This is a genomic window from Streptomyces sp. NPDC091272, assembly GCF_044757485.1.
In the GTDB taxonomy this organism is placed as follows: Bacteria; Actinomycetota; Actinomycetes; order Streptomycetales; family Streptomycetaceae; genus Streptomyces.
Map to the genome: position 1 here is coordinate 166,047 of NZ_JBIVVC010000011.1, position 26,275 is coordinate 192,321.

Consider the following 26,275-nt stretch of genomic DNA (forward strand, 5'->3'; position numbering starts at 1 on the left):
CCCCGGGGGGGGGGGGGTCCGGAAACCGGGGGGGGGGGGCCGGGGGGCCCCCCGGGGCCCCTGGGGGGGGGGGGGGGGGGGCCCCACCCACCCGGGGGGGGGGGGGGGGCCCCCGGGGGCCCCCCCCCCCCCCCGGCGGTACGTTTCTTCTCTTGCCGCGTCTGGCGTGAGAGGCCTGGCTCAGACGTCTTCGTGGCCGACGGCGCGGCGCGCGTCCGCGTCCAGGACGCCCCAGCTGATGAGCTGTTCGGTCAGGACCGAGGGCGACTGGTCGTAGATCACGGCCAGGGTGCGCAGGTCGTCCTGACGGATCGACAGCACCTTGCCGTTGTAGTCGCCGCGCTGCGACTGGATGGTGGCCGCGTACCGCTGGAGGGGGCCGGCCTTCTCGGCCGGAACGTGCGCGAGACGCTCCAGGTCGAGACGCAGCTTCGGCGGCGGCTCGGCGGCGCCCCCCGGCGTCGTGCCGGGCAGGAGCTCCTGCACGGGGACCCCGTAGAAGTCCGCCAGCTCGGCGAGGCGCTGCACGGTCACGGCACGGTCGCCGCGCTCGTACGAACCCACCACGACCGCCTTCCAACGGCCCTGGGACTTCTCCTCGACACCGTGGAGGGAAAGGCCCTGCTGGGTGCGGATCGCCCGGAGCTTGGCCCCGAGCTGCTTGGCGTATTCGCTGGACATAAAGCTCCCCGGACGCTGGAACATTGCGGCTCCGCCGCGTGGCTGGTAACTCACTGTGAGGTTACGCAGCGTTACTTGGATGCGTCAAGCCGAACGGGTGGGAGCCCAGTGAGAGAAGGGATCCGAGCCCTTCACCACCCCGGGGAGCGGATGCGTCCGGGCCCCCTGGTACCGTGGAGCGCGTACATCCGACGTCCTTTAAGAACCGTCCTGTGAGGCGGAGAAGGAGGTCCGTTTCATATGGACACCAGCAGCACCCCTGATCTCGGCACCGGCGGTCCCGGCAGTACTGACCACGCGCGGCCCGTTCTCGAAGGCCCCGACATCGCCCGGGTACTGACCCGCATCGCACACGAGATCGTCGAACGCGCCAAGGGCGCCGACGACGTCGTACTCCTCGGCATTCCGACCCGCGGTGTCTTCCTCGCCCGCCGGCTCGCCGCCAAGCTCGAAGAGATCACCGGCCGTCCGATGCCGGTCGGCTCCCTCGACATCACCATGTACCGCGACGACCTGCGGATGCGCCCCGCGCGCGCCCTGGCCCGTACCGAGATCCCCGGCGACGGCCTCGAAGGCCGCCTGGTCGTCCTCGTCGACGACGTGCTCTTCTCCGGCCGGACCATCCGCGCCGCGCTCGACGCGCTGGGCGACCTCGGCCGCCCGCGCGCGGTCCAGCTGGCGGTCCTGGTCGACCGCGGCCACCGCGAACTGCCGATCCGCGCCGACTACGTCGGCAAGAACCTCCCCACGTCCCTGCGGGAGACGGTCAAGGTCCAGCTCGCCGAGGAGGACGGTCGCGACACCGTGCTGCTCGGCCTCCAGCAGGCCTCCCCGGCGCAAGGCAACTAACTCCGCCCACTCCGTGCGGCCCGCGATCCGGGACGTACGGACGCTGCCGCCTGCCGTCACGCCTTCCCACCTCCTCCGTACACCTGGAGAGAACCCAAGATGATGCGCCACCTCATCTCGGCCGCCGACCTCACCCGCGACGACGCCGTCCTGATCCTCGACACCGCCGAGGAGATGGCCCGGGTCGCGGACCGGCCGATCAAAAAACTGCCCACCCTGCGCGGCCGTACCGTCGTCAACCTCTTCTTCGAGGACTCGACGCGGACCCGGATCTCCTTCGAGGCCGCCGAGAAGAGGCTGTCGGCCGACGTCATCAACTTCACCGCCAAGGGGTCCTCGGTCTCCAAGGGCGAGTCGCTGAAGGACACCGCGCAGACCCTGGAGGCGATGGGCGTGGACGCCGTCGTCATCCGGCACGGCGCGAGCGGCGCCCCGTACCGCCTCGCGACCTCCGACTGGATCGACGCGACGGTCATCAACGCGGGTGACGGCACCCACCAGCACCCCACCCAGGCACTGCTCGACGCCTTCACCATGCGCCGGCGGCTCGTCGGCCGGGACGCGGGCCTCGGCCGGGACCTGGAGGGCAAGCGGATCACGCTGGTCGGCGACGTGCTGCACAGCCGGGTGGCCCGCTCCAACGTGGACCTGCTGCACACCCTGGGCGCCCAGGTCACCCTCGTCGCACCGCCCACCCTGCTGCCGATCGGTGTCGAGCACTGGCACGCGGACGTCTCGTACGACATCGACAGCGTGCTCGCCAAGTCCGACGCGGTGATGATGCTCCGCGTCCAGCGCGAGCGCATGAACGCGGCCTTCTTCCCGACCGAGCGCGAGTACTCGCGGCGCTACGGGCTCGACGGCGAGCGGATGGCGAAGATGCCGGAGCACGCCATCGTCATGCACCCCGGCCCGATGGTCCGCGGCATGGAGATCACCGCCGAGGTCGCCGACTCCGACCGCTGCACGGTCGTCGAGCAGGTCGCCAACGGAGTCTCCGTGCGGATGGCCGTCCTCTATCTGCTTCTCGGCGGGAACGAATCCGCCGCCGCACACACCACTCGTACCGAGGAGAGCAAGTAACCATGAGCAAGACCCTGATCCGTGGTGCGAAGGTGCTGGGCGGCGAGGTCCAGGACGTTCTGATCGACGGCGAGAGTATCGTCCAGATCGGCGCCGGGCTGCCGGCGGACGGCGCCGAGGTGATCGAGGCCGACGGCAAGATCCTGCTGCCCGGCCTCGTCGACCTGCACACCCACCTGCGCGAGCCGGGCCGGGAGGACTCCGAGACCGTCCTCACCGGCACCCGCGCCGCCGCCTCGGGCGGCTACACCGCGGTCTTCGCCATGGCCAACACCTTCCCGGTCGCCGACACCGCGGGCGTCGTCGAGCAGGTCTGGCGGCTCGGCAAGGAGTCCGGGTACTGCGACGTGCAGCCCATCGGCGCCGTCACCGTCGGCCTGGAGGGCAAGCAGCTCGCCGAGCTCGGTGCGATGCACGACTCGGCCGCCGGGGTGAAAGTCTTCTCCGACGACGGCAAGTGCGTCGACGACGCGGTCATCATGCGCCGCGCCCTGGAGTACGTGAAGGCCTTCGGCGGTGTCGTCGCCCAGCACGCGCAGGAGCCCCGCCTCACGGAGGGCGCCCAGATGAACGAGGGCACCGTCTCCGCCGAGCTCGGCCTCGGCGGCTGGCCCGCCGTCGCCGAGGAGTCGGTCATCGCCCGGGACGTGCTGCTCGCCGAGCACGTCGGCTCGCGGGTGCACATCTGCCACCTGTCGACCGCGGGCTCGGTCGAGATCGTACGGTGGGCCAAGTCGCGCGGCATCGACGTCACCGCCGAGGTCACCCCGCACCACCTGCTCCTCACCGACGAGCTGGTCCGCTCGTACAACCCGGTCTACAAGGTGAACCCGCCGCTGCGCACCGAGAAGGACGTCATGGCGCTGCGCGAGGCGCTGGCCGACGGCACGATCGACATCGTCGCCACCGACCACGCCCCGCACCCGCACGAGGACAAGGACTGCGAGTGGGCCGCCGCCGCCATGGGCATGGTGGGCCTGGAGACCGCGCTGTCCGTCGTCCAGCAGACGATGGTGGAGACCGGGCTGCTCGACTGGGCGGGCGTCGCCGACCGCATGTCCGCCAAGCCCGCCGCCATCGGCCGCCTGGCGGGCCACGGCCGCCCCGTCGCCGTGGGGGAGCCCGCGAACCTGACGCTTCTCGACGCCGCTTACCGTGGTCAGGTGGACCCCGCGGGCTTCGCCTCCCGCAGCCGCAACACCCCCTACGAGGGCCGTGAGCTGCCGGGACGCGTCACCCACACCTTCCTGCGGGGCCGGGCAACGGTCGTGGACGGGAAACTCGCGTGACATCTCTCATTACGCTGGCGGCGGCAGGCCTCGCGGCCGAGCAGAAGTCGGCCGAGGTGACGAACTGGTCAGGACGGATCGGCTGGCTCGTCGGACTCGCCCTGTTCGTCGTCCTCGTCTACTGGCTGATGCGCCAGGGCTGGAAGTGGCGCGCCACCCTCCAGTCGGACCTGCCCGAGCTCCCCGAATCGCCGTCCGCCCCCGGCGAGGCGAAGCTGAGGATGAGCGGCAGGTACCACGGGTCCACGACGGCCGGGCAGTGGCTCGACCGGATCGTGGCCCACGGGCTCGGCACCCGCAGCCGCGTCGAGCTCACCCTGACCGATCAGGGTCTGGACGTCGTACGCCCCGGCGCGGACGACTTCTTCGTCCCGCGCGCGCAGCTCGTCGAGGCCCGCCTCGACAAGGGCATCGCGGGCAAGGTCCTCGCGGAGGGCGGCCTGCTGGTCGTCACCTGGGAGCACGGCGGCAAGCGACTCGACTCCGGCTTCCGCTCCGACCGGGCCGCCGAGCACGCGGCCTGGGTCGAGGCCCTCAACTCCATGCACCACACCAAGATCAGTTCTACGGAAGGCACCGCACGATGACGATCTCCACCCGGGGAGCCGGCAAGGCTCCCGCCGTACTCGTCCTGGAGGACGGCCGCAGCTTCCGCGGCCGCGCCTACGGGGCCGTGGGGGAGACCTTCGGCGAGGCGGTGTTCAACACCGGCATGACCGGCTACCAGGAAACCCTCACCGACCCCTCGTACCACCGCCAGGTCGTCGTGATGACCGCCCCGCACGTGGGCAACACCGGCGTCAACGACGAGGACGACGAGTCGGCGAAGATCTGGGTGGCGGGCTACGTCGTCCGCGACCCCGCCCGCATCCCGTCCAACTGGCGCTCGCGCCGCACCCTGGACGACGAGCTGGACGCGCAGGGAGTCGTCGGGATCTCCGGCATCGACACCCGCGCCCTCACCCGCCACCTGCGCGAGCGCGGCGCCATGCGCGTCGGCATCTTCTCCGGCGAGGCGCTGGCCGACGACGCCACCCTCCTGGAGCGGGTCAGGCAGGCCCCGCAGATGAAGGGCGCCGACCTCTCCGCCGAGGTCGCCACCAAGGAGACGTACGTCGTCCCCGCGGTCGGGGAGAAGCGTTTCACCGTCGCCGCCATCGACCTGGGCATCAAGGGCATGACCCCGCACCTGATGGCCGAGCGCGGCATCGAGGTGCACGTGCTTCCCGCCACCGCCACCGCCGAGGAGCTGTACGCCGTCAACCCCGACGGTGTCTTCCTCTCCAACGGCCCCGGCGACCCCTCGACCGTCGACCTCACCCTCATCAGGGCGGCCCTCGACAAGAAGACCCCGCTGTTCGGCATCTGCTTCGGCAACCAGATCCTGGGCCGCGCGCTCGGCTTCGGCACGTACAAGCTGAAGTACGGTCACCGCGGCATCAACCAGCCGGTGCAGGACCGCACCACGGGCAAGGTCGAGATCACCGCGCACAACCACGGCTTCGCCGTCGACGCACCCCTCGACAAGGTCTCCGACACCCCCTTCGGCCGGGCCGAGGTCTCCCACGTCTGCCTCAACGACAACGTGGTGGAAGGCCTCCAGCTGCTCGACCAGCCGGCCTTCAGCGTCCAGTACCACCCCGAGGCAGCCGCGGGCCCGCACGACGCCGCGTACCTGTTCGACCGCTTCGTAGAGCTCATGGAGGGCCAGCGTGCCTAAGCGCACCGATATCCAGTCCGTCCTGGTCATCGGTTCAGGACCGATCGTCATCGGCCAGGCCGCGGAGTTCGACTACTCCGGCACCCAGGCCTGCCGCATCCTCAAGGCCGAGGGCCTGCGGGTGATCCTGGTCAACTCCAACCCCGCGACGATCATGACCGACCCGGAGATCGCCGACGCCACGTACGTCGAGCCGATCACCCCGGAGTACGTCGAGAAGATCATCGCCAAGGAGCGCCCCGACGCGCTGCTCCCCACCCTCGGCGGCCAGACCGCGCTCAACACCGCGATCTCCATGCACGAGCAGGGTGTGCTGGAGAAGTACGGCGTGGAGCTGATCGGCGCCAACGTCGAGGCCATCAACAAGGGCGAGGACCGCGAGCTCTTCAAGGGCGTCGTCGAGGCCGTCAAGGCCAAGATCGGCTACGGCGAGTCCGCCCGCTCCGTCATCTGCCACTCGATGGACGACGTCATCAAGGGCGTCGACACGCTCGGCGGCTACCCCGTCGTCGTCCGCCCCTCCTTCACCATGGGCGGCGCCGGCTCCGGCTTCGCGCACGACGAGGAGGAGCTGCGCCGCATCGCGGGCCAGGGCCTCACGCTCTCCCCGACCACCGAGGTGCTCCTGGAGGAGTCCATCCTCGGCTGGAAGGAGTACGAGCTGGAGCTGATGCGCGACAAGGCCGACAACGTCGTGGTCGTCTGCTCCATCGAGAACTTCGACCCGATGGGCGTTCACACCGGCGACTCCATCACCGTCGCCCCGGCGATGACGCTCACCGACCGCGAGTACCAGCGGCTGCGCGACATCGGCATCGCGATCATCCGTGAGGTCGGCGTCGACACCGGCGGCTGCAACATCCAGTTCGCGATCGACCCGACCGACGGCCGGATCATCGTCATCGAGATGAACCCGCGCGTCTCCCGCTCCTCGGCGCTCGCCTCCAAGGCCACCGGCTTCCCGATCGCCAAGATCGCCGCCAGGCTCGCCGTCGGCTACACGCTGGACGAGATCCCCAACGACATCACCGAGAAGACCCCGGCGTCCTTCGAGCCGACCCTCGACTACGTCGTCGTGAAGGTCCCGCGCTTCGCCTTCGAGAAGTTCCCGGCCGCCGACGCCACCCTCACCACCACGATGAAGTCGGTCGGCGAGGCCATGGCCATCGGCCGCAACTTCACCGAGGCCCTCAACAAGGCGCTGCGCTCCCTGGAGAAGAAGGGCAGCCAGTTCACCTTCGTCGGCGAGATCGGCGACAAGAAGGAACTGCTCGAAACCGCCAAGGTCCCCACCGACGGCCGCATCAACACCGTCATGCAGGCGATCCGGGCCGGCGCCACCCAGGAAGAGGTCTTCGACGCCACGAAGATCGACCCCTGGTTCGTCGACCAGCTGTTCCTGATCAAGGAGTACGCGGACGAGCTCGCGGCGGCCGACAAGCTCGACCCCGAACTGCTCGCGGAGGCGAAGCGGCACGGCTTCTCCGACGTGCAGATCGCCGAGATCCGCGGTCTGCGCGAGGACGTCGTGCGCGAGGTGCGGCACGCGCTGGGCGTGCGCCCGGTCTACAAGACGGTCGACACCTGCGCCGCCGAGTTCGCCGCGAAGACGCCGTACTTCTACTCCTCGTACGACGAGGAGAGCGAGGTCGCGCCGCGCGAGAAGCCCGCCGTGATCATCCTGGGCTCGGGCCCCAACCGCATCGGCCAGGGCATCGAGTTCGACTACTCCTGCGTCCACGCCTCCTTCGCGCTCAGCGACGCGGGCTACGAGACCGTGATGGTCAACTGCAACCCGGAGACGGTCTCCACCGACTACGACACCTCCGACCGCCTGTACTTCGAGCCGCTCACGCTCGAAGACGTGCTGGAGATCGTGCACGCCGAGTCGCTCGCGGGCCCGATCGCCGGTGTCATCGTCCAGCTCGGCGGCCAGACCCCCCTCGGTCTCGCCCAGGCGCTCAAGGACAACGGCGTGCCCGTCGTCGGCACCCCGCCCGAGGCCATCCACGCCGCCGAGGACCGCGGCGCGTTCGGCCGGGTGCTCGCCGAGGCCGGCCTGCCCGCCCCCAAGCACGGCACGGCCACCACCTTCGCCGAGGCCAAGGCCATCGCCGACGAGATCGGCTACCCCGTCCTCGTCCGCCCGTCGTACGTGCTCGGCGGACGCGGCATGGAGATCGTCTACGACGAGACCCGCCTGTCCTCCTACATCGAGGAGTCCACCGAGATCAGCCCCTCGCGGCCGGTCCTGGTCGACCGCTTCCTCGACGACGCGATCGAGATCGACGTCGACGCCCTCTACGACGGCACCGAGCTCTACCTCGGCGGCGTCATGGAACACATCGAGGAAGCCGGCATCCACTCCGGCGACTCCGCCTGCGCGCTGCCCCCGATCACCCTCGGCGGCCACGACATCAAGCGCCTGCGGATCTCGACCGAGGCCATCGCCAAGGGCGTCGGCGTACGCGGACTCATCAACATCCAGTTCGCCCTGGCCGGGGACATCCTCTACGTCCTCGAAGCCAACCCGCGCGCCTCGCGCACCGTCCCCTTCACCTCGAAGGCGACCGCGGTGCCGCTCGCCAAGGCCGCCGCCCGCATCTCGCTGGGCGCAACCGTCGCCGAACTGCGCGCCGAGGGCATGCTCCCGGCCACCGGCGACGGCGGCACGCTGCCGCAGGACGCGCCGATCTCCGTCAAGGAGGCCGTGATGCCGTGGAGCCGCTTCCGCGACATGCACGGACGCGGCGTCGACACCGTGCTCGGCCCGGAGATGCGCTCCACCGGCGAAGTCATGGGCATCGACTCGGTCTTCGGCACGGCGTACGCCAAGTCGCAGGCCGGGGCGTACGGTCCGCTGCCGACGAAGGGCCGCACCTTCATCTCGGTCGCCAACCGCGACAAGCGCTCGATGATCTTCCCGGCCCGCGAGCTCGTCGCCCACGGCTTCGAGCTGCTCGCCACCTCCGGCACCGCCGAGGTCCTCAAGCGCAACGGCATCAACGCCACCGTCGTGCGCAAGCAGTCGGAGGGCGAGGGCCCGAACGGTGAGAAGACCATCGTCCAGCTCATCCACGACGGTGAGGTCGACCTCATCATCAACACCCCGTACGGCACGGGCGGCCGGCTCGACGGCTACGAGATCCGTACGGCCGCCGTGGCCCGGTCCGTGCCCTGCCTCACCACGGTGCAGGCGCTCGCCGCCGCCGTGCAGGGCATCGACGCGCTCAACCGCGGTGACGTGGGGGTCCGCTCACTCCAGGAACACGCGGAACATCTGACCGCGGCCCGCGAGGACTAGCGGCCACCGAGGGGGACACCGGAAACATCCGGTGTCCCCCTCTTCGCGAGACCGCCCCTCCCAGACTTCCGAAGGCACCCATGTACAAGTTCTTCTTCCAGCTCGTCTTCAAGCGGATGGACCCCGAGCAGGCCCACCACCTGGCCTTCCGCTGGATCCGGCTGGCCGCCCGCGTTCCCGTCCTGCGCACCTTCGTCGCGGCAGCCCTCGCGCCCCGGTACAAGGAACTGCGCACCGAGGCCCTCGGCCTGCGCATGCACGGGCCCTTCGGCCTCGCCGCAGGCTTCGACAAGAACGCCGTCGCCGTCGACGGCATGACGATGCTCGGCTTCGACCACGTCGAGATCGGCACCGTCACCGCCAGGCCGCAGCCTGGCAACCCGAAGAAGCGCCTCTTCCGCCTGGTCGAGGACCGTGCGCTCATCAACCGGATGGGCTTCAACAACGAGGGCTCCCAGGCCGTCGCGGCCCGCCTGGCGGCCCGTAACCCCGTCTTCAGGGCGACGGTCGGCGTCAACATCGGCAAGACCAAGGTGGTCGCCGAGGAGGACGCGGTGGGCGACTACGTCACCTCCACCGAGCGCCTCGCCGCCCACGCGGACTACCTCGTCGTCAACGTGTCCTCCCCGAACACCCCGGGCCTGCGCAACCTCCAGGCCACCGAGTCGCTGCGGCCGCTGCTCACGGCCGTACGGGAGGCGGCCGACCGCACCGTCACCGGCCGCCGCGTGCCGCTCCTGGTCAAGATCGCCCCCGACCTCGCGGACGAGGACGTCGACGCCGTCGCCGACCTGGCCCTGGAGCTCGGCCTCGACGGCATCATCGCCACCAACACCACGATCGCCCGCGAGAGCCTGGGCCTGAAGTCCTCGCCCGAGCTGTACCAGGAGACCGGCGGCCTCTCCGGCGCCCCCGTCAAGGAGCGCTCCCTGGAGGTCCTGCGCCGCCTGTACGCCCGCGTGGGCGACGAGCTCACCCTGGTCGGGGTGGGCGGCATCGAGAACGCCGAGGACGCCTGGCAGCGCATCCTCGCGGGCGCGACGCTGGTGCAGGGCTACAGCGCCTTCATCTACGAGGGCCCCTGCTACGCCCGCGCGATCCACAAGGGCCTGGCCGCGCGCCTGGCCAACAGCCCGTACAAGACCCTCGCCGACGCGGTCGGCGCCGGCACCAGGAAGGCCGCCGCATGACCGTGACCCCCTTCGGCACCCGACTCCGTACGGCCATGGACACCCGCGGTCCGCTCTGCGTCGGCATCGACCCGCACGCCTCGCTGCTGCACGCCTGGGGCCTGGACGACGACATCAAGGGACTGGAGACCTTCACCCGCACCGTCGTCGAGGCCCTCGCGGACCGGGTCGCCGTCCTCAAGCCGCAGTCCGCGTTCTTCGAGCGCTTCGGCTCGCGCGGGATCGCCGTACTGGAAAAGGCCGTCGAGGAGTCCCGGGCCGCCGGCGCCCTGGTCCTGATGGACGCCAAGCGCGGCGACATCGGCTCGACCATGGGCGCGTACGCCGCCACCTATCTGGACCCGGCCTCCCCGCTGTTCTCGGACGCGGTCACCGTCTCGCCCTACCTCGGCTTCGGCTCGCTGCGCCCCGCGCTCGACCTGGCGAAGGAGAACGGCGCGGGCGTCTTCGTCCTCGCCCTCACCTCCAACCCGGAGGGCGCCGAGGTCCAGCGCGCCACGGCGGCAGACGGGCGCTCCCTCGCCCAGCTGATGCTCGACCACATGGCGGCCGAGAACGCGGGCGCCGACCCGCTGGGTTCCGTCGGCGCGGTGGTCGGCGCGACGCTGGGCGACGCGGACGCGAACCTCGCGATCAACGGCCCGCTGCTCGCGCCCGGCATCGGGGCCCAGGGCGCGACCCCCGCCGACCTCCCCGGGGTCTTCGGCCCCTCGGTCGCCAATGTCGTGCCGAGTGTGAGCCGCGGCGTACTGCGGCACGGTCCGGACCTGAACGGACTGAGGGACTCCGCCCGGCGCTTCGCGGACGAGGTGCGCGAGGCCGTTTCGGGGGTGTGAACACCCTGACGGGAACGTCCGGGGCGCGGTGTTGACGAATTCCTTACCCAAAACCCGGGTGTTATGGGCTATATGTCCCGGTCGTCTGAGGCTGACCAGGACTTTTAGTCCGTTCTCACTGACGGGAGCGGCCATCCCCGCTAGTCTCCGACGAGAGCAAACGCACAGCTCCACCGTGTGTTTGCTCACCGAGTGCGGGGTTACTAGCTCCTCACCGGTCCGTATCCGACAGTTCGACATCCGAGGTGACGTAGGCGTGGCTCTTCCGCCCCTTACCCCTGAACAGCGCGCAGCCGCGCTCGAAAAGGCCGCCGCGGCTCGCCGGGAGCGGGCCGAGGTCAAGAATCGACTCAAGCACTCCGGCGCTTCCCTCCACGAGGTCATCAAGCAGGGCCAGGAGAACGACGTCATCGGGAAGATGAAGGTCTCCGCCCTCCTGGAATCCCTGCCCGGTGTGGGCAAGGTCCGCGCCAAGCAGATCATGGAGCGGCTCGGCATCTCCGAGAGCCGGCGGGTGCGCGGTCTCGGCTCCAACCAGATCGCATCCCTGGAGCGTGAATTCGGTGGCAGCGCTGCCTGAGCGCCTCCGCCGGACGACCGGCGTTCCGGGCACTCCCGGACAGCTGGAATAATCGCTCCATGGCTGCAACATCCCGGGGGACGTCCCCCGCACCCCCGGACGTACGTCCGCGGCTGACCGTGCTCTCCGGCCCCTCAGGGGTCGGCAAGAGCACGGTTGTGTCGCACATGCGCAAGGTCCACCCCGAGGTCTGGCTCTCCGTCTCGGCCACCACCCGCAAGCCGCGCCCCGGCGAACGGCACGGTGTCCAGTACTTCTTCGTCACCGACGAGGAGTTCGACAAGCTGATCGCCAACGGCGAGCTGCTGGAGTGGGCCGAGTTCGCGGGCAACCGCTACGGCTCCCCGCGCAAGGCGGTCAACGAGCGCCTGGAGGCGGGCGAGCCCGTGCTCCTGGAGATCGACCTGCAGGGCGCGCGCCAGGTCAAGGAGTCGATGGCCGACTCCCAGCTGGTCTTCCTCGCCCCGCCGAGCTGGGACGAGCTGGTCCGCCGGCTCACCGGCCGCGGCACCGAGTCGCCGGAGGTCATCGAGCGGCGACTGGCCGCCGCCAAGATCGAACTCGCCGCCGAGGCCGAGTTCGACACCACCCTTGTCAACACCTCCGTCGAGGACGTGGCGCGTGAGCTGCTAGCCTTGATGGAAGTTGTTTGATCTTTGTCCATTTTTTCGGGCGTCCCAGAAGACCGGTCCTCCGGGAAGCCGGGTATCCCGGAAGTTTTCGGAAGGTAGAGCGTGTCCTCTTCCATCACCACGCCCGAGGGCATCATCAACCCGCCGATCGATGAGCTGCTCGAGGCCACGGACTCGAAGTACAGCCTCGTGATCTACGCGGCCAAGCGCGCGCGTCAGATCAACGCGTACTACTCCCAGCTCGGCGAAGGCCTGCTGGAGTACGTCGGTCCGCTGGTGGACACCCACGTCCACGAGAAGCCGCTCTCGATCGCCCTGCGTGAGATCAACGCGGGTCTGCTGACGTCGGAGGCCATCGAGGGCCCGGCGCAGTAGCCAGTAGCACCGAGCGGTAGCACCAGTAACTTCGTCACAGGCCCGGCGGCCCGTCCGCCGGGCCTGTGGTGTGTGATGGGTGCGATGGGTCGTGTACGAATCCGATGAGCGCGGGGAGCCGAAACCGTGGAGAAGCCGAAGGTCGTCCTGGGAGTCAGCGGGGGCATCGCCGCCTACAAGGCGTGTGAGCTGCTGCGCCGGCTCACCGAGTCCGGCCATGACGTACGGGTCGTACCGACCGAGGCGTCGCTGCACTTCGTGGGCGCCGCCACCTGGTCGGCGCTGTCCGGGAACCCGGTCTCGACCGAGGTCTGGGACTCCGTCCACGAGGTCCCGCACGTCCGCATCGGGCAGCACGCCGACCTCGTCGTCGTCGCCCCGGCCACCGCGGACATGCTCGCCAAGGCGGCGCACGGCCTGGCCGACGACCTGCTCACCAACACGCTCCTCACCGCCCGCTGCCCGGTGCTCTTCGCCCCCGCGATGCACACCGAGATGTGGGAGCACCCGGCCACCCAGGAGAACGTGGCGACGCTCCGCCGCCGCGGCGCCGTCGTCCTGGAACCCGCCGTCGGCCGGCTCACCGGCGTCGACACGGGCAAGGGCCGCTTCCCCGACCCCGTCGAGATCTTCGAGACCTGTCGGCGCGTCCTCGCGCGCGGAATCGCCGAGCCCGACCTCGCGGGCCGCCACGTCGTCATCAGCGCGGGCGGCACCCGTGAGCCGCTGGACCCGGTCCGCTACCTGGGCAACCGCTCCTCGGGCAAGCAGGGCTACGCCCTCGCGCGCACCGCGCTCGCCCGCGGCGCCCGGGTCACGCTCATCGAGGCCAACACGGGACTGCCCGACCCGGCGGGCGCCGACGTCGTACGGGTCGGCACGGCCGAGCAGCTGCGGGAAGCGGTCCTGAAGGCCGCCGCCGACGCGGACGCGGTGGTGATGGCCGCAGCCGTCGCGGACTTCCGCCCCGGGACGTACGCCACAGGGAAGATCAAGAAGCAGGACGGCGAGGAGCCCGCGCCCCTCACCCTGGTCCGCAACCCGGACATCCTCGCCGAGGTGGCCGGAGCGGGGACGGGGCAGCGGCTGCGCCCCGGCCAGGTCGTCGTGGGATTCGCGGCCGAGACCGACGACGTGCTCGCCAACGGCCGCAAGAAGCTCCGGCGCAAGGGCTGTGACCTGCTCGTCGTCAACGAGGTGGGCGAGCGCAAGACCTTCGGCTCGGAGGAGAACGAGGCGGTCGTGCTCGCCGCGGACGGGGCGGAGACCGCGGTGCCGTACGGGCCCAAGGAGAGCCTCGCCGACGTCGTGTGGGACCTGACCGTCCCCCGCCTGCCCCGCCAGGGGCTCTCCGGATAGGGCGGGCCGCAGTCCGCCGCGCGTGCGTGTTCGGACACCCCGGCCGTCCGTCCTGGCGTTTCCGGGTGTTTCCCTAGTTTTGCCGGTGTCCTCCGGGCCGGGAGGCGCCATGAAAAGGATCACTGCCCCCCTGACTCCGCCCTTCTGGCTCCCGCACGGCGCAGTGCCGCGGATCACACAAGTGCGATTCGGTGAGACACGTGGTCCAACAGGCAAGAGCGACCGATAAAGTGGAGGCGGATCGATGCCGGGCGCAGCTCCCGGCCGGTCCACCAATGATCAGCCAGCAGCCGCTGCAACCCCAGGGAGCGTTGTGTCCCGTCGTCTCTTCACCTCGGAGTCTGTGACCGAGGGCCACCCCGACAAGATCGCTGACCAGATCAGCGACACGATTCTCGACGCGCTCCTGCGGGAGGACCCGACGTCCCGGGTCGCCGTGGAGACCCTGATCACGACGGGTCTGGTCCACGTCGCTGGTGAGGTCACCACGAAGGCGTACGCGCCGATCGCACAGCTCGTGCGCGAGAAGATCCTCGACATCGGCTACGACTCCTCGAAGAAGGGCTTCGACGGCGCCTCGTGCGGCGTGTCGGTGTCCATCGGCGCGCAGTCCCCGGACATCGCGCAGGGCGTCGACACCGCGTACGAGAAGCGGGTCGAGGGCGATGAGGACGAGCTCGACAAGCAGGGCGCGGGCGACCAGGGCCTGATGTTCGGCTACGCGTGCGACGAGACCCCGGAGCTGATGCCGCTCCCGATCCACCTCGCGCACCGCCTGTCGCGCCGCCTGTCCGAGGTCCGCAAGAACGGGACCATCCCGTACCTGCGCCCGGACGGCAAGACCCAGGTCACCATCGAGTACGACGGTGACAAGGCCGTCCGCCTCGACACGGTCGTCGTCTCCTCGCAGCACGCGAGCGACATCGACCTGGAGTCGCTCCTCGCCCCGGACATCCGCGAGTTCGTCGTGGAGCACGTCCTCAAGCAGCTCGTCGAGGACGGCATCAAGCTCGACACCGAGGGCTACCGCCTGCTGGTCAACCCGACCGGACGCTTCGAGATCGGCGGCCCGATGGGCGACGCCGGCCTCACCGGTCGCAAGATCATCATCGACACGTACGGCGGCATGGCCCGGCACGGCGGTGGCGCCTTCTCGGGCAAGGACCCGTCCAAGGTGGACCGCTCGGCCGCGTACGCGATGCGCTGGGTCGCCAAGAACGTGGTCGCCGCCGGTCTCGCGGCCCGCTGCGAGGTCCAGGTGGCGTACGCGATCGGCAAGGCCGAGCCGGTCGGTCTCTTCGTCGAGACCTTCGGCACCGCCACGGTCGACACCGACAAGATCGAGCACGCCATCGCCGAGGTCTTCGACCTCCGTCCGGCCGCGATCATCCGTGACCTGGACCTGCTGCGCCCGATCTACGCGCAGACCGCCGCGTACGGCCACTTCGGCCGTGAGCTGCCCGACTTCACGTGGGAGCGCACGGACCGCGTGGACGCGCTGAAGAAGGCTGCCGGCCTCTAGGTCTCCGTTCGGACCGTGCCGGGCCCGCGTGCCGCGGCGCGCGGGCTCATGGTTTCCGACCGCGCGACGGCCCCGGACCGCTTTTTCAGGCGGTCCGGGGCCGTCGCGTTTTCCGTGTGTCCGCGAGCGGCTGCGGCGGCGGGGGCCGCACGTGCGGGCGCGCGGCCGCCGCGCGTCGGCTGTCAGTGCTGTCTGGTAGGAATTTGGCTGTGAGCAGCGACGACGAGCAGCGGCAGGGCGTGGCGGGCGGTCCGCAGGACGGACCGCCCGAGCAGCTTGCGCTGATGCGGGAGTTCCTGCGGCACGAGAAGCAGGTGCCGAAGGCCAAGCCGCGGACGTGGCGGGGGGCGCCGCTCGCCAAGGAGCTGCCGGTGGCGCGGGTCATGGTCAACAAGGGCGTGCTGCACCTCGACCGGTACTTCGACTACGCCGTGACCGAGGAACTGGACGCGGACGCCCAGCCGGGGGTGCGGGTGCGGGTGCGGTTCGGGGCGGGGGCGCACCGGGTGCGGGACGGCCGGCGTGAGGGCGGCGGCCTGATCGACGGTTTCCTCGTGGAGCGGGTCGCCGAGTCGGATTACCAGGGGCCGCTGGCCGCGCTGGCCCAGGTGGTGTCGCCCGAGCCGGTGCTGAGCCCCGAGCTGCTGGGGCTTGCGCGCGCGGTGGCCGACCGGTACGCGGGCAGCCTCGCGGACGTGCTGCAACTGGCGATCCCGCCACGGAACGCGCGGGCGGAGAAGAAGGAGTTCCCTGCCGCGCTCCCCGCGCCGGCTCCGCCGGAGGCGGGTAGCTGGGGGCGGTACGAGCAGGGGGCTGCGTTCGTAGGGTCGCTGGCCAAGGGCGGCGCGCCACGGGCCGTCTGGACCGCCCTGCCGGGTCCGTTGTGGGCGCAGGAGATCGCGCGGGCCGTCACCGCGACCCTGGCATCCGGCCGCGGGGCGCTCGTCGTCGTGCCCGACGGGCGGAGCGTGGAGCGGGTGCACCGGGCGCTGGTCGAGGTGCTGGGGGAGGGGCGCCATGCCGTGCTGACCGCCGACGCGGGGCCTGAGAAGCGGTACCGGGAGTGGCTCGCCGTGCGGCGCGGGGCGGTGCGGGCCGTGGTGGGGACGAGGTCGGCGATGTTCGCCCCGGTGCACGACCTGGGCCTGGTGGTGCTCTGGGACGACGGGGACAGCAATCTGAGCGAGCAGCACGCGCCGCTGCCGCATGCCCGCGAGGTGCTGGAACTGCGGGCCGGCCAGGACCGGTGTGCGTTCCTGCTGGGGAGCACGAGCTGCACGGTGGAAGCCGCGCAGCTGGTGGAGAGCGGCTGGGCCAGGCCGTTGGCCGCGAGCCGCGAGCAGGTGCGGCTGGCCGCCCCGCTGGTACGGACGGTGGGGGACCAGGAGCTCGCGCGGGACGAGGCGGCGCGGGCCGCACGGCTGCCGAGCCTGGCATGGCAGACGGTGCGCGAGGGGTTGCGGAGCGGGCCGGTGCTGGTGCAGGTGCCGCGCCGGGGGTACGTGCCCCGGCTGGCCTGTGAGCGGTGCCGGACGCCGGCCAGGTGCCGGCACTGCGCGGGGCCGCTGGAGGCGCCGGACGCGAGAGAGCTGCACTGCGGGTGGTGCGGGCGCACCGAGACGGGCTGGCACTGCGCGGAGTGCGGGTTCAACCGGCTGCGCGCACAGATCGTCGGGGCGCGAAGGACCGCGGAGGAGCTGGGCCGGGCCTTTCCCGCCGTGCCGGTCCGGACCTCGGGGCGTGACCATGTGCTGGACGTCGTACCGGGGGCGCCCGCGCTGGTGGTGAGCACTCCCGGCGCCGAGCCGGTGGCCGACGGCGGGTACGCGGCGGCGTTGTTGCTCGACGGTTGGGCCATGCTCGGCCGGCCCGACCTGCGGGCCGGCGAGGACGCGCTGCGGCGCTGGATCGCGGCGGCCTCGCTGGTGCGGGGGCAGGCCGATGGCGGGACGGTGGTGATCGTCGCCGAGCCGACGCTGCGGCCCGTGCAGGCACTGGTGCGCTGGGACCCGGTGGGCAGTGCGCAACGGGAACTGGCCGAACGGGCCGAGCTGGGCTTCCCGCCGGTGTCCCGGATGGCGGCGGTGAGCGGTCGTGGGGAGGACGTGGCGGAATTCCTGCGGGTGGCGGAACTACCGGCACAGTCCGAGGTGTTGGGACCGATCCCGCTGCCGGTGCCCGACCCGGGCCGCCCGCGGCGGGCCCAGGATCCGCCGATGGGTGAGCAGTGGGAGCGCGCGCTGGTACGGGTACCGCCGGGACGGGGAGCGGCGCTGGCCGCGGCACTGAAGGTGGCGCAGGCGGCCCGGATGGCGCGCGGCGCGAGCGGCGGGACGGGCGAGGGGGTGCGGATCCGGGTGGATCCACCGGACATCGGGTGAGTTCGCTGGCTTCTGCACCCGCTGCTTGTTCCCCTTCCCCCGCCGGGGTGCCCCCGCCCGGGGGCCCCAGCGGGGGAAGGGGGCACCGGGGTGGGTCAGCCGTTGCGGGGGCCGGGGAAGGGGGCGGGGCGGGGCTCTTCGCGGAGGGACTGGCTGCCGGCCGTCGGTTGGGGCGGCATGGAGCGGGCGGCGGGGACCGCGGGGAGGTTCCCCGGCAGGGTGCGCGTCGTGGCGGGGACCGTGGCGGTCGCGGTGGAGCCGGGGGCGGCCGGGGTGGCGGGGGCGCCAACGGGACTGCCGGGGGTGCCGGGGCCGGGGGAGCCGACGGGGGTGGTGGAGCCGTTCGCCGGGGCGGCGGCGTTCGTTGCGGCGGAGGCAGAGGCGGAGGCATGCGCGGAGGCGGATGCTGCGGCGGGGGTGGGGTTGGGGGTGAGCGAGCCCAGGGTGCCGGTCGGCCCGGACTGGGCGGGGCCGGATTCCGTGCCGCCCGGGTCGGTGGCGGTACCGTTCGCGGACGGCGCCGTCGCCCGGCGTGCGCCGTAACGGCGGTGCACCGCCTGCTTGGTGACTCCGAGCGCCGAACCCACCGCGTCCCACGAGAAACCGAGCGAACGGTCGAAGTCCACGGCAGCGGTCACCAGGGTCTCGACGCTGTCCCGCAGTTCCTGGGCGAGGCGGACGGTAGGGGCGGGGGCCCGCCCGTACACGACGAAGCCCGTGGAGGGACCCGAGCGGCGCGGGCGATAGACGTTGCCCAGCTGGGCGGTGAGGGTACGCAGCGCGTCCACCTGCCGGCGGACCCGCTCGATGTCCCGTACCAACAGGTGCAGGCTGGCCCGCGCTTGGGCGTCATGGGTTGCGTGGTCGGCCATGAAAAAGCCTCTCGAACCGGCGTTGAGTGAAGAAGGACGAAGAAGGACGGGGCCGTCAGGTTGGCGACCCGGTTCGGTCAATCTCTTTTGACCAACGCGCCACCCGGTGTTGTGGTCACGCTCCAGGGGCGTGTCCGCATATGCGCGGGGCGCACGGACGTGCGTACGCCCCCTGGGGCAGGCCCCGGGCATCGCCCATAGACTGGTGCGCTGCCCCGACCGGGCCGGTGGCGCCCCGATCGCCGACGCTGCCCGATCGCCGACCGAGAGGCTCGTACATCCATGAAGCTCGTCTTCGCCGGCACCCCCGAGGTCGCCGTTCCCGCACTGGACGCCCTGATCGCCTCCCGGCACGAGGTCGTGGCCGTCGTGACCCGCCCCGACGCTCCCGCGGGCCGTGGCCGCCGCCTCGTCGCCAGCCCCGTGGCCGACCGGGCCGAGGAGGCGGGGATCGAGGTGCTCAAGCCGGTGAAGCCGCGCGACGAGGAGTTCCAGGCCCGGCTGCGGGAGATCGGCCCCGACTGCTGCCCGGTCGTGGCGTACGGAGCGCTGCTGCCGAAGTCGGCCCTGGAGATCCCCGCCCACGGATGGGTCAACCTGCACTTCTCGCTGCTGCCCGCGTGGCGCGGCGCGGCTCCCGTGCAGCACTCGGTGATGGCCGGCGACGAGGTGACCGGTGCGTCGACCTTCCAGATCGAACAGGGCCTGGACTCGGGGCCGGTGTACGGGGTGGTCACGGAGGACGTGCGTGCCACGGACACCAGCGGTGACCTGCTGACCCGGCTCGCCTTCGCGGGGTCGGGGCTGCTCGTGGCCACCATGGACGGCATCGAGGACGGGTCGCTGAAGCCCGTGCCGCAGCCCGAGGACGGGGTCAGCCTCGCCCCGAAGATCACCGTGGAGGACGCACAGGTCGACTGGCACGCCCCCGCGTTGCGGGTCGACCGTGTCGTGCGCGGCTGCACCCCCGCGCCGGGCGCCTGGACCGTCTTCCGCGGCGAGCGGCTGAAACTGGTGCAGACGGCGCCGGCCCAGGACCGCACGGACCTGGCCCCCGGCGAGCTGTCCGCGGGCAAGAACCACGTGCACGTGGGCACCGGCTCGCACGCCGTGGAGCTGCTCTGGGTGCAGCCGCAGGGCAAGAAGCCGATGCGCGCCGCCGACTGGGCGAGGGGCGTGCGCATCGCCCCGGGAGAGGTCCTGGCCAAGGCGGAAGTAGGCTGAGGGGGTTCGACCCTTTCGATAAGCGGAGCACCTTGTGAGCGACCAGAAGCCCCGACAGAGCCGTCCCGCGCGGGGGCCGTACAAGCCGCACCGCAAGCCCCAGAAGGACCCTGTCCGCTTCCTCGCCTTCGAGGCGCTGCGCGCCGTCGACGAACGGGACGCGTACGCGAACCTGGTGCTGCCGCCGCTGCTGAAGAAGGCCAGGGAGAAGAACGAGGGCTTCGACGGGCGCGACGCGGCGCTCGCCACCGAGCTCGTCTACGGCACGCTGCGCAGGCAGGGTACGTACGACTCGATCATCGCGGCCTGCATCGACCGGCCGCTGCGCGAGGTCGACCCACCCGTCCTCGACGTCCTCGCCCTCGGCGCGCACCAACTGCTCGGCACCCGCATCCCCACCCACGCCGCCGTCTCGGCGAGCGTGGAGCTGGCCCGGGTGGTGCTCGGTGAGGGACGGGCGAAGTTCGTCAACGCGGTGCTCCGCAAGATCTCCAAGCAGGACCTGGAAGCCTGGGTGGAGCAGGTGGCACCGCCGTACGAGGACGACGCCGAACAGCATCTCGCCGTCGTGCACTCGCACCCGCGCTGGATCGTCTCCGCGCTGTGGGACGCGCTGGGCGGTGGCCGTGGCGGACTTGAGGACCTCCTGGAGGCCGACAACGAGCGGCCCGAGGTGACCCTAGTAGCCCGGCCCGGCCGGTCCACCCCCGAGGAACTCCTCGACAGGCTCGGCGAGGACTCCGCCCTGCCGGGCCGCTGGTCGCCGTACGCGGTACGGATGGCCGAGGGTGGCGAGCCGGGCGCGCTGGAAGCGGTACGGGACGGACGCGCCGGCGTCCAGGACGAGGGCAGCCAGCTCGTGGCGGTAGCTCTGGCCAACGCCCCCGTGGAGGGCCCCGACAAGCGGTGGCTGGACGGCTGCGCGGGACCCGGCGGCAAGGCCGCACTGCTCGCGGCCCTCGCCTCCGAGCGGGGCGCGGCGCTGCTGGCCTCGGAGAAGCAGCCGCACCGGGCCCGTCTCGTCGAGCAGGCGCTCGCCGGCAACCCGGGGCCCTATCAGGTCGTCACGGCCGACGGCACCCGTCCGCCGTGGCGGCCCGGCACCTTCGACCGGGTGCTGATGGACGTCCCGTGCTCGGGGCTCGGCGCGCTGCGCCGGCGTCCCGAGTCGCGGTGGCGGCGCCGGCCTGAGGACCTGGAGGGGTTCGCCCCGCTCCAGCGCGGGCTGCTGCGGGAGGCGTTGAAGGCGGTACGGGTCGGGGGAGTCGTGGGGTACGCGACCTGCTCGCCGCACCTCGCCGAGACGCGGACCGTCGTGGACGACGTCATCAAGGGCAAGGGCGCGGGCAACGAGCCGTTCGAGGTGGAGTGGGTGGACGCGCGCCCGCTGATGCCGGGGGTCTCGGCGCTGGGCGAAGGACCGGACGTGCAGCTGTGGCCGCATGTGCACGGGACGGACGCGATGTATCTGGCGATTCTGCGTCGGGTGGGCTGAGGACCCCGCGGTCCGGCTCCGCCGTCCGGCCTCGGACGCGGAGGCCGGACGGCGGAGGCCGGGCGCGGAGGCCGGGCACGGAGGTCGGGCCGGTCGGTGAATACGGGGTTGGCAGGGCTGGGGGTTCCGCGGGCATGGCAGTCTTGGGGGCATGGCAGCCCAGATCAACCCCAGCATCCTGTCCGCCGACTTCGCCCGGCTCGCCGACGAGGCAAGGGCCGTCGAAGGCGCCGACTGGCTCCATGTCGACGTCATGGACAACCACTTCGTGCCCAACCTCACCCTCGGTGTGCCGATCGTGGAGTCGCTGAGCAGGGCCACGGACATTCCGCTGGACTGCCACCTCATGATCGAGGACCCGGACCGCTGGGCGCCGCAGTACGTCGAGGCGGGCGCGGGTTCCGTGACCTTCCACGCCGAGGCCGCCGCCGCCCCGGTGCGTACCGCACGTGAGATCCGTGCCAAGGGCGCCCGCGCCTCCATGGCGCTCAAGCCGGCCACGCCCGTCGAGCCGTACGAGGACCTGCTCCCCGAGCTCGACATGCTGCTGATCATGACGGTCGAGCCCGGATTCGGCGGGCAGTCGTTCCTCGACATCATGCTGCCGAAGATCCGTCGTACCCGGCAGCTGATCGCCAAGCACGGACTGGAGCTCTGGCTCCAGGTGGACGGCGGGGTCTCCGCGAGCACCATCGAGCGGTGCGCCGACGCGGGCGCCGACGTCTTCGTCGCGGGGTCCGCCGTCTACAACACCGACGACCCCGCCGCCGCCGTGCGTATGCTGCGCCACCAGGCGGACGAGACCACGGCCAAGGCGTCGTGGGCCTGCGCGCACTGACACCCGGAGAGCGGTGGCGCAGCAGCGGTACGGCCACGGTAACAAGACGGCAAAATGAACGTGGGCCCACAGGGCTGATCAAGGTCCGTCACATCTGACAGGATGAACGACGAACCATTGTGTGAAAGTGAACCAAGGTTAAGGAGATCGCGGTGTCTGCGATGTCAGCGGGCCGGTCGGCCATGCGGATGGGACCCGCTGAGCTGGTTCAGGCGGCGGCCATGGCCCGCCGTTTCTACCTTGAGGGCAAATCCAAGATCCAGATCGCCGAGGAGTTCGGCGTCAGCCGCTTCAAGGTGGCCCGGGTCCTGGAGACCGCCCTCGAACGTGATCTCGTCCGGATCGAGATCCGCGTCCCCGCCGAACTGGACGCGGAGCGCTCCGACGCCCTGCGCGCCCGGTACGGCCTGCGCCATGCGGTCGTCGTCGAGTCCCCCGCGGACGCCGCCGACGACGCCCCCGACCCGGAGAACCTGGGAGAGGTCGCCGCCGACCTGCTCGGCGAACTGGTCAACGAGGGCGATGTGCTGGGCCTGGCCTGGGGCCGGTCGACGATCCACATGGCCGCCGCCCTGCACCACCTCCCGCCGTGCACGGTCGTGCAGTTGACGGGTGTGTACGACGCGGGCACGGCGGAACGCGGCTCGGTGGAGGCCGTCCGGCGGGCCGCCCAGGTCTCCGGCGGCGAGGCCCACCCGATCTACGCGCCCATGCTGCTGCCCGACCCGGCGACGGCTGCCGCGCTGCGCAACCAGACAGGGATCGCCCGCGCCTTCGAGTACTTCGACAAGGTGACGGTCGCGTGCGTGTCCATCGGCTCGTGGGAGCGGGGCATCTCCACGGTCCACGACATGCTCACCGACGAGGAGCGGTCGCACTACGCCTCGCTCGGCGTCGCCGCCGAGACCTCGGCGCACCTCTTCGACGCGGAGGGCCGCAGGGTCGGCCGTGACCTCGGCGAGCGCTGCATCACCGTCGAGGCGGACCGGCTGCGCCGCATACCCGAAGTCGTCGCCATCGCCGGCGGGCTGCGCAAGGCCGCGGCGATCGACGCGGTGCTCCGCTCCGGCCTGGTGACGAGCCTGGTCACGGACACCGCAGCGGCCGACTACCTCCTGCACGCGGGCGGGCCGCCGCCGCGTCCCGCGCTGGACCGGGCGGACCCGGACGACTGATCCGGACGGCCGGCGGGGAGTACCCGTACGGACAAGGGGGGCGCGTGGTGTGATGCCGTGCGCCCCTTTTCCGTGCCGGGGGCCCAGGTGGGGCCCTGCCAGAGGCGCCGGAGGGCCGTGCCGGGGGCGTCGGCGCGGCCGGTTTGGAGCATCGACCATGGCCACGACGTCCGGCCTGGAGGATCGGCCCGGCGCGCGAATGCGGGCAGTCGTGGGAGAATCAAGTACGTGCGTTTTCCCCCGGGCTGAAATGCCCCGGGGCCAACACCGAACGACTGGATGTTCCGCGCGTGCGTTTCCTCAATGATCTCAAGCCGCCGTACGACCTCACGTACGACGACGTCTTCATGGTGCCGAGCCGCTCCGCGGTCGGTTCCCGCCAGGGTGTCGACCTCTCCGCCCCCGACGGCACCGGCACCACGATCCCGCTGGTCGTCGCCAACATGACCGCGATCGCCGGCCGCCGCATGGCGGAGACGCTGGCCCGCCGCGGCGGTCTCGTCGTCATCCCGCAGGACATCCCGATCGAGGTCGTCACCGAGGTCGTCTCCTGGGTGAAGACCCGGCACCTCGTCCTCGACACGCCGATCGTGCTGGCCCCGACCCAGACTGTCGCCGACGCGCTCTCCCTGCTGCCCAAGCGGGCGCACAACGCGGGCGTCGTCGTCGACGCCGACCAGAGGCCGATCGGCGTCGTCACCGACCAGGACCTGACCGGGGTCGACCGCTTCACCCAGCTCTCCGAGGTCATGTCCAAGGACCTCGTCCTGCTGGACGCGGACATCGACCCGCGCGAGGCGTTCAACAAGCTCGACGGTGCCAACCGCCGCTACGCCCCCGCCGTGGACAAGGACGGCCGCCTGGCCGGCATCCTCACCCGCAAGGGCGCCCTGCGCGCGACCCTCTACACCCCCGCCACCGACGCCAACGGCAAGCTGCGCATCGCCGCGGCCGTCGGCATCAACGGCGACGTCGCGGGCAAGGCCAAGCAGCTCCTCGACGCGGGCGTCGACACGCTCGTCGTGGACACCGCGCACGGCCACCAGGAATCGATGATCACCGCGGTCAAGGCCGTGCGTGCGCTCGACCCGCAGGTCCCGATCGTCGCGGGCAACATCGTCGCCGCCGAGGGCGTGCGCGACCTCATCGAGGCCGGTGCCGACATCATCAAGGTCGGCGTGGGTCCCGGCGCCATGTGCACCACCCGCATGATGACCGGCGTCGGCCGCCCGCAGTTCTCCGCCGTGATGGAGTGCGCCGCCGAGGCCAAGAAGCACGGCAAGCACGTCTGGGCCGACGGCGGTGTCCGGCACCCGCGCGACGTGGCCATGGCGCTCGCGGCCGGGGCGTCGAACGTCATGATCGGTTCCTGGTTCGCCGGTACCTACGAGTCCCCCGGCGACCTCCAGCAGTCGGCCGACGGCCGCTGGTACAAGGAGTCCTTCGGCATGGCCTCCGCCCGTGCGGTCAAGAACCGCACCAGCGAGGAGTCCTCCTACGACCGTGCCCGCAAGGCGCTCTTCGAGGAGGGCATCTCCACCTCGCGGATGTTCCTCGACCCGTCCCGTCCGGGCGTCGAGGACCTGATCGACTCGATCGTCGCCGGAGTGCGTTCGTCCTGCACCTACGCGGGGGCGGCCTCGCTTGAGGAGTTCGCGCAGAAGGCGATCGTCGGGGTGCAGAGCGCGGCCGGGTACGCGGAGGGCAAGCCGCTGCACGCCAGCTGGAGCTGACCGTCGGTCGCGGGGACGGACCGGGGCCGGTCCGCAGCCGGTAGCCCCTGGGTTGCTGGTCGTGCCGCCGGCCCGTAGCCGCTGGGCTGCTTGTCGTGCCGTCGCCCGTGGCCCCTGGGATGCTTTTCGTGCCGTCGCCCGTAGCAACCGGGCTGCTTGTAGTGCCGTCGCCCGTAGGAACCGGGCTGCTTGTCGTGCCGTTCCCGCGTCCCTGAACGGGCCCGTGGCCCCCCTCCTGGGGCCGCGGGCCCGTTGCGTTAGCCTGCGGCGGTGGTTCGGCCGGGGCTGGGGGGAGCGCGAGTGATACGGGTACTGCTGGCGGACGACGAGGTGATGATCAGGGCCGGGGTGCGGGCCATCCTCTCGGCCGCGGACGACATCGAGATCGTCGCCGAGGCCGGGGACGGTCACGAGGCGGTCGAACTGGCCCTCAGCCACCGGCCGGACATCTGTCTCCTCGACATCCGGATGCCCCGGCTCGACGGGCTGGACGCGGCCCGGGAACTTCGCCGGGTGCTGCCGCAGGCGGCGGTCATGATGCTGACGACCTTCTCCGAGGACGAGTACATCGCGAGCGCGCTCGGTTCGGGGGCCGCCGGGTTCGTCCTCAAGTCGGGGGACCCGCGTGAACTGATCGCCGGGGTCCAGGCCGTCGCCGAGGGCGGCGCGTACCTCTCGCCGAGCGTCGCCCGGCGCGTCATCACCCATCTGGGCACCGGGCAGTTGGGCAAGCAGGCCGGTGCCCGCGCCAGGGTCGAGGCGCTCACCGCGCGGGAGCGCGACGTGCTCGCCCTGCTCGGTGCGGGCCTCTCCAACGCCGAGATCGCCCGCCGGCTGCATGTCGTCGAGGGGACGGTGAAGGCGTACGTCAGCCAGATCCTGGCCCGGCTCGACTTCCGGAACAGGGTGCAGGCGGCAATCCTCGCGTACGAGGCGGGGCTCGTTCCGGACGAGGGACAGTAGGCCGCGGTGGGGGTTTCGGACGGGTTGGCGGGGGGAGATGGTGTAAATCCGGGATGCGAAGGTGGTGTTGAATAAATTCGCAGGGGGTGAACGCGAATGGCAAGCCTGCCTTCGGGTACACGCGCCCTTGCGCTGATACACCGATGAAGGGGAGGACACCGTGTCCATGGCGAC

Annotated in this window: 22 protein-coding genes; 20 read left to right on the top strand and 2 right to left on the bottom strand. The window is 71.5% G+C overall.

Annotation, left to right across the window (positions count from 1 at the left end; genetic code table 11):
- Positions 1-180 precede the first annotated feature (180 nt).
- Positions 181-681: a transcriptional regulator BldD gene (gene bldD, locus ACIQM4_RS27140; protein ID WP_401596623.1), complete on the bottom strand. Its 501-nt coding sequence runs from the start codon at positions 679-681 to the stop codon at positions 181-183.
- Between the two features lie 240 nt (positions 682-921).
- Between bldD and pyrR the strand changes: the two genes are divergently transcribed.
- From pyrR to ACIQM4_RS27210, 14 genes are all read left to right on the top strand, one after another.
- Positions 922-1,530, top strand: a complete 609-nt coding sequence (gene pyrR, locus ACIQM4_RS27145; RefSeq protein WP_401596626.1) for a bifunctional pyr operon transcriptional regulator/uracil phosphoribosyltransferase PyrR — start codon at positions 922-924, stop codon at positions 1,528-1,530.
- A gap of 99 nt (positions 1,531-1,629) precedes the next feature.
- Positions 1,630-2,613 (top strand): aspartate carbamoyltransferase catalytic subunit, encoded by a 984-nt coding sequence (locus ACIQM4_RS27150; RefSeq protein WP_401596629.1) that lies wholly within the window; start codon positions 1,630-1,632, stop codon positions 2,611-2,613.
- Positions 2,614-2,615: 2 nt separating this feature from the next.
- The gene (locus ACIQM4_RS27155; RefSeq protein ID WP_401596632.1) at positions 2,616-3,902 is read left to right on the top strand and encodes a dihydroorotase; all 1,287 of its coding nucleotides are present in this window, start codon (positions 2,616-2,618) and stop codon (positions 3,900-3,902) included.
- Complete coding sequence (locus ACIQM4_RS27160; protein WP_401596635.1) at positions 3,899-4,489, top strand: hypothetical protein; 591 nt, start codon at positions 3,899-3,901, stop codon at positions 4,487-4,489. Before ACIQM4_RS27155 ends, ACIQM4_RS27160 begins: the two co-directional genes overlap by 4 nt.
- Positions 4,486-5,622 (top strand): glutamine-hydrolyzing carbamoyl-phosphate synthase small subunit, encoded by a 1,137-nt coding sequence (gene carA, locus ACIQM4_RS27165; protein WP_401596638.1) that lies wholly within the window; start codon positions 4,486-4,488, stop codon positions 5,620-5,622. The genes ACIQM4_RS27160 and carA overlap by 4 nt, the downstream gene beginning before the upstream one ends.
- The gene (carB, locus tag ACIQM4_RS27170; protein ID WP_401596641.1) at positions 5,615-8,926 is read left to right on the top strand and encodes a carbamoyl-phosphate synthase large subunit; all 3,312 of its coding nucleotides are present in this window, start codon (positions 5,615-5,617) and stop codon (positions 8,924-8,926) included. Before carA ends, carB begins: the two co-directional genes overlap by 8 nt.
- Before the next feature lie 80 nt (positions 8,927-9,006).
- Positions 9,007-10,116, top strand: coding sequence for a quinone-dependent dihydroorotate dehydrogenase (locus ACIQM4_RS27175; protein WP_401596644.1), 1,110 nt, complete (start codon positions 9,007-9,009; stop codon positions 10,114-10,116).
- On the top strand, positions 10,113-10,952 hold the full coding sequence (gene pyrF / locus ACIQM4_RS27180) for an orotidine-5'-phosphate decarboxylase (RefSeq protein ID WP_401596646.1): 840 nt from the start codon (positions 10,113-10,115) through the stop codon (positions 10,950-10,952). The genes ACIQM4_RS27175 and pyrF overlap by 4 nt, the downstream gene beginning before the upstream one ends.
- Positions 10,953-11,208: 256 nt before the next feature.
- The gene (locus ACIQM4_RS27185) at positions 11,209-11,532 is read left to right on the top strand and encodes an integration host factor (protein WP_014157387.1); all 324 of its coding nucleotides are present in this window, start codon (positions 11,209-11,211) and stop codon (positions 11,530-11,532) included.
- A 59-nt stretch (positions 11,533-11,591) separates the two neighbouring features.
- The gene (gmk, locus tag ACIQM4_RS27190; RefSeq protein WP_401596648.1) at positions 11,592-12,185 is read left to right on the top strand and encodes a guanylate kinase; all 594 of its coding nucleotides are present in this window, start codon (positions 11,592-11,594) and stop codon (positions 12,183-12,185) included.
- Between the two features lie 81 nt (positions 12,186-12,266).
- A complete protein-coding gene (gene rpoZ / locus ACIQM4_RS27195; protein WP_003970369.1) occupies positions 12,267-12,539 on the top strand; it encodes a DNA-directed RNA polymerase subunit omega in 273 nt (90 codons plus the stop codon).
- 126 nt (positions 12,540-12,665) lie between these two features.
- On the top strand, positions 12,666-13,898 hold the full coding sequence (coaBC, locus tag ACIQM4_RS27200; RefSeq protein ID WP_401596651.1) for a bifunctional phosphopantothenoylcysteine decarboxylase/phosphopantothenate--cysteine ligase CoaBC: 1,233 nt from the start codon (positions 12,666-12,668) through the stop codon (positions 13,896-13,898).
- A 313-nt stretch (positions 13,899-14,211) separates the two neighbouring features.
- Positions 14,212-15,420 carry a methionine adenosyltransferase gene (gene metK, locus ACIQM4_RS27205; protein WP_401596653.1) on the top strand — a complete coding sequence of 403 codons (1,209 nt, stop codon included), beginning with the start codon at positions 14,212-14,214 and terminating at the stop codon, positions 15,418-15,420.
- A 209-nt stretch (positions 15,421-15,629) separates the two neighbouring features.
- Positions 15,630-17,801 (top strand): primosomal protein N', encoded by a 2,172-nt coding sequence (locus ACIQM4_RS27210; protein ID WP_401596655.1) that lies wholly within the window; start codon positions 15,630-15,632, stop codon positions 17,799-17,801.
- 95 nt (positions 17,802-17,896) lie between these two features.
- Here the strand turns inward: ACIQM4_RS27210 and ACIQM4_RS27215 are convergent, their stop codons facing one another.
- Positions 17,897-18,673: a hypothetical protein gene (locus ACIQM4_RS27215; protein ID WP_401596658.1), complete on the bottom strand. Its 777-nt coding sequence runs from the start codon at positions 18,671-18,673 to the stop codon at positions 17,897-17,899.
- A gap of 282 nt (positions 18,674-18,955) precedes the next feature.
- Here ACIQM4_RS27215 and fmt point away from each other — a divergent pair, with 282 nt between their 5' ends.
- The 6 genes from fmt (at position 18,956) to ACIQM4_RS27245 (ending at position 26,101) form a co-directional block, all read left to right on the top strand.
- Entirely contained in the window at positions 18,956-19,897 is a 942-nt protein-coding gene (fmt, locus tag ACIQM4_RS27220) for a methionyl-tRNA formyltransferase (protein ID WP_401596659.1), read from the top strand.
- 34 nt (positions 19,898-19,931) lie between these two features.
- On the top strand, positions 19,932-21,392 hold the full coding sequence (locus tag ACIQM4_RS27225; RefSeq protein WP_401596662.1) for an RsmB/NOP family class I SAM-dependent RNA methyltransferase: 1,461 nt from the start codon (positions 19,932-19,934) through the stop codon (positions 21,390-21,392).
- 151 nt (positions 21,393-21,543) lie between these two features.
- Positions 21,544-22,230: a ribulose-phosphate 3-epimerase gene (rpe, locus tag ACIQM4_RS27230; RefSeq protein ID WP_401596665.1), complete on the top strand. Its 687-nt coding sequence runs from the start codon at positions 21,544-21,546 to the stop codon at positions 22,228-22,230.
- 161 nt (positions 22,231-22,391) lie between these two features.
- The gene (locus ACIQM4_RS27235; RefSeq protein ID WP_401596884.1) at positions 22,392-23,405 is read left to right on the top strand and encodes a sugar-binding transcriptional regulator; all 1,014 of its coding nucleotides are present in this window, start codon (positions 22,392-22,394) and stop codon (positions 23,403-23,405) included.
- A gap of 290 nt (positions 23,406-23,695) precedes the next feature.
- Positions 23,696-25,138, top strand: coding sequence for a GuaB1 family IMP dehydrogenase-related protein (locus ACIQM4_RS27240; RefSeq protein ID WP_401596668.1), 1,443 nt, complete (start codon positions 23,696-23,698; stop codon positions 25,136-25,138).
- A gap of 300 nt (positions 25,139-25,438) precedes the next feature.
- Positions 25,439-26,101, top strand: coding sequence for a response regulator (locus ACIQM4_RS27245; RefSeq protein ID WP_401596670.1), 663 nt, complete (start codon positions 25,439-25,441; stop codon positions 26,099-26,101).
- The last annotated feature ends 174 nt before the right edge of the window (positions 26,102-26,275 follow it).

Bases quoted from the DNA above. Each gene is read 5' to 3' on its own strand.
- bldD (WP_401596623.1), bottom strand. From the start codon at position 681: ATGTCCAGCGAATACGCCAAGCAGCTCGGGGCCAAGCTCCGGGCGATC.
- pyrR (WP_401596626.1), top strand. From the start codon at position 922: ATGGACACCAGCAGCACCCCTGATCTCGGCACCGGCGGTCCCGGCAGT.
- ACIQM4_RS27150 (WP_401596629.1), top strand. From the start codon at position 1,630: ATGATGCGCCACCTCATCTCGGCCGCCGACCTCACCCGCGACGACGCC.
- ACIQM4_RS27155 (WP_401596632.1), top strand. From the start codon at position 2,616: ATGAGCAAGACCCTGATCCGTGGTGCGAAGGTGCTGGGCGGCGAGGTC.
- carA (WP_401596638.1), top strand. From the start codon at position 4,486: ATGACGATCTCCACCCGGGGAGCCGGCAAGGCTCCCGCCGTACTCGTC.
- ACIQM4_RS27175 (WP_401596644.1), top strand. From the start codon at position 9,007: ATGTACAAGTTCTTCTTCCAGCTCGTCTTCAAGCGGATGGACCCCGAG.
- pyrF (WP_401596646.1), top strand. From the start codon at position 10,113: ATGACCGTGACCCCCTTCGGCACCCGACTCCGTACGGCCATGGACACC.
- gmk (WP_401596648.1), top strand. From the start codon at position 11,592: ATGGCTGCAACATCCCGGGGGACGTCCCCCGCACCCCCGGACGTACGT.
- ACIQM4_RS27215 (WP_401596658.1), bottom strand. From the start codon at position 18,673: ATGGCCGACCACGCAACCCATGACGCCCAAGCGCGGGCCAGCCTGCAC.
- fmt (WP_401596659.1), top strand. From the start codon at position 18,956: ATGAAGCTCGTCTTCGCCGGCACCCCCGAGGTCGCCGTTCCCGCACTG.
- rpe (WP_401596665.1), top strand. From the start codon at position 21,544: ATGGCAGCCCAGATCAACCCCAGCATCCTGTCCGCCGACTTCGCCCGG.
- ACIQM4_RS27235 (WP_401596884.1), top strand. From the start codon at position 22,392: ATGTCAGCGGGCCGGTCGGCCATGCGGATGGGACCCGCTGAGCTGGTT.